The organism is Kitasatospora sp. NPDC004799 (assembly GCF_040609095.1).
GTDB lineage: Bacteria > Actinomycetota > Actinomycetes > Streptomycetales > Streptomycetaceae > Kitasatospora.
In genome coordinates this window covers 1-2,840 of record NZ_JBEXJK010000649.1, presented here as the reverse complement: position 1 = coordinate 2,840, position 2,840 = coordinate 1, and the positions used below count along the sequence as shown (strand labels likewise).

Annotated in this window: 3 protein-coding genes; 2 read left to right on the top strand and 1 reads right to left on the bottom strand. The window is 75.5% G+C overall.

What is annotated here, in order from left to right:
* The coding region (locus ABZW03_RS39435; protein WP_355269493.1) for an aminotransferase class I/II-fold pyridoxal phosphate-dependent enzyme at positions 1–558 on the top strand (558 nt) is incomplete at its 5' end.
* Positions 559–631: 73 nt separating this feature from the next.
* On the opposite strand, the gene ligD is transcribed toward ABZW03_RS39435, so the two are convergent.
* Positions 632–1,642, bottom strand: a complete 1,011-nt coding sequence (gene ligD / locus ABZW03_RS39430; protein ID WP_355269492.1) for a non-homologous end-joining DNA ligase — start codon at positions 1,640–1,642, stop codon at positions 632–634.
* A 66-nt stretch (positions 1,643–1,708) separates the two neighbouring features.
* On the opposite strand from ligD, the gene ABZW03_RS39425 reads away from it, so the two are divergent.
* Positions 1,709–2,840 (top strand): ATP-dependent DNA ligase (locus ABZW03_RS39425; protein ID WP_355269490.1); only part of this gene is annotated, 1,132 nt, incomplete at its 3' end.

Sequence of the window (2,840 nt, the reverse complement as noted above, 5' to 3'; positions counted from 1 at the left end):
CACGGGCTGGGCGTGCTCGGCCCCGGCGGCACCGGGGCGCTCGCGGCCGCCGGGCTCGCCGGGCAGCCGGACACGGTGGCCACCGCCACCCTGTCCAAGTCGCTCGGCTCGCAGGGCGGCGCCGTCCTCGGCCCGCGCCGGGTGATCCGCCACCTCACCGAGACCGCCCGCACCTTCATCTTCGACACCGGCCTCGCCCCGGCCGCCGCCGGAGCCGCCCTCGCCGCCCTGCGCCTGCTGCGCGCCGAGCCCGCCCGCGCCGAGCGGGCCCGCGAGGTCGCCCGCACCCTGGCCCGGCAGCTCACCGCGGCCGGCCTGCGGGCCTGCGAGCCCGAGGCCGCCGTGGTCTCCGTCCGCGCCCCCGGCCCCGAGGCCGCCGTCGGCTGGGCCGCCGACTGCCGCCGGGCCGGCCTCGCCGTCGGTTGCTTCCGCCCGCCCTCCGTCCCGGACGGCGTCTCCCGGCTGCGGCTCACCGCCCGGGGGGACCTGACCGACGGGCAGATCGCCGAAGCCGTCCGCACCGTCGCCGAACTCGCCCCGGCGGGGGCCCGGCAGTAGCGGCGGGCCCCGCGGCCGAGCGCCCGGCCGCAGCGGCGGGCCTCACAGCCGGGCGCGGAAGCAGCGGCAGGTGCTACGCCTTCTTCCGCGCCCGGCTGGGCTGGACGCGGGTGGGTTCGCCGACGGCCTTGGGGTGGTCGGGCGGGTAGGGGAGTTCGCCGAGGCCCTCGTCGTGGAGCTGCTTGTCGTAGAGCTCCAGGAGGGGCTCCAGGCGGAAGGCGTGGTCGTCCATCCCGGCGTTCAGGTCGCCGAGTTCGGCGAGGCGGGCCGGGACGGTGCGCAGGTCGAAGTCCTCGGGCGCGGCGTCGTCCAGCTCCTCCCAGCGCAGCGGGGTGGAGGCGGTGGCACGCGGGCGGGCGCGCAGCGAGTAGGCGGAGGCGATGGTGCGGTCGCGGGCCATCTGGTTGTAGTCGACGAAGATCCGCTCGCCGCGCTCCTCCTTCCACCAGGCGGTGGTGACCTTCCCGGGCATCCGCTGCTCCAGCGCCCGGCCGAGGGCGATCACCGCGTGCCGTCCGTCGGTGAAGGTCCACTCGGGCACCAGCGGCACGTACACGTGCAGCCCGCGCCCGCCGGAGGACTTGGGCCAGCCGCGCAGCCCGTACTCCTCCAGCAGGGCGCGCAGTTCGTGGGCGGCGCGGACGGCGTCGTGGAAGTCGGTGCCGGGCTGCGGGTCGAGGTCGATGCGCAGCTCGTCCACGTGGTCGGTGTCGGAGCGCCGCACCGGCCAGGGGTGGAAGGTGAGGCAGCCCAGGTTGGCCGCCCAGAGCACGGCGGCCGGCTCGGTCGGGCAGATCTCGTCGGCGGAGCGGCCGGAGGGGAACGCGATCCGGGCGGTGGGCAGCCAGTCCGGCAGGCCCTTGGGCGCGCGCTTCTGGTAGAAGAACTCGCCCTCCACCCCGTCCGGGAAGCGCTGCAGGGTGGTCGGCCGGTCGCGCAGCCCGCGCAGCACCCCCTCGGCGACGGCCAGGTAGTACTGCGCGACGTCCAGCTTGGTGAAGCCGCGCTCGGGGTAGTACACCTTGTCCGGGTTCGACAGCCGGACGGTGCGCCCGGCGACATCCAGTTCCACGGCTGAGCCCATGCCCCACACGCTAAGCGCCGTACGCCCGGCGCGCGCCCCGAGGAGAACCGGGCGAGGATCGGACGCATGGACCTGCCCGTGATGCCGCCGGTGGCGCCGATGCTCGCCAAGTCGGTGGCCAGGATCCCGCCCGGGATGCAGTACGAGGCCAAGTGGGACGGCTTCCGCTCGATCGTGTTCCGCGACGGCGACGAGGTGGAGCTCGGCAGCCGCACCGGCAAGCCGCTGACCCGGTACTTCCCCGAGCTGGTCGAGGCGTTCCGGCGGGAGCTGCCGCCGCGCTGCGTGCTGGACGGCGAGGTGGTGATCGCCCGGGACGGCCGGCTGCGCTTCGAGGAGCTGCTGGAGCGCATCCACCCCGCCGCGAGTCGGGTGAAACTGCTCGCCGAGCGGACGCCGGCCTCCTTCGTCGCCTTCGACCTGCTCGCCCTCGGGGACGACGCGCTGCTCGACGAGCCGCTGTCGGTGCGCCGCCCGGCGCTGGAGGCCGCGCTCGCCGACGCGGCCGACCCGGTGTTCACCGCCCCCGCCTCCACCGACCTCGACACCGCGCACACCTGGTTCGCCGAGTACGAGGGCGCCGGGCTGGACGGCGTGGTCGCCAAGCCGCTGGACCAGCCGTACCGGCCGGGGGAGCGGACCATGTTCAAGATCAAGCACGAGCGCACCGCGGACTGCGTGGTGGCCGGCTACCGCGAGCACAAGAGCGGCCCGGTGGTCGGCTCGCTGCTGCTCGGCATCTTCGACGAGGACGGCAGGCTCCAGCACGTCGGCGTCTGCGCGGCCTTCTCGATGGCCCGCCGCCGCGAACTCGCCGAGGAGCTGGCCCCGTTGCGGCTGGACGACCTCTCCCGGCACCCCTGGGGCGCCTGGGCGGACGAGGCCGCGCACGCCGAGGGGCGGCTGCCCGGCGCCGTCAGCCGCTGGACCGGCGGCAAGGACCTCTCCTGGATCGCGCTGCGCCCCGAGCGGGTGGTCGAGGTCGCGTACGACCACATGGAGGGCACCCGGTTCCGGCACACCGCGCAGTTCCGCCGCTGGCGGCCGGACCGCACGCCGGAGAGCTGCACCTACGCGCAGCTGGAGGAGCCGGTCTCGTACGACCTCGGCGAGGTGCTGGTGGGAAGGTTCGAGTTTCCGCCCAGGCCGATCGCGCGAACCAGGTGGCTCTTCAGGATTCGAGCCCGGTTGTCCTTGA

Excerpts from the sequence above, each read along its gene's own strand:
- ligD (WP_355269492.1), bottom strand. The coding sequence starts at position 1,642 with ATGGGCTCAGCCGTGGAACTGGATGTCGCCGGGCGCACCGTCCGGCTG.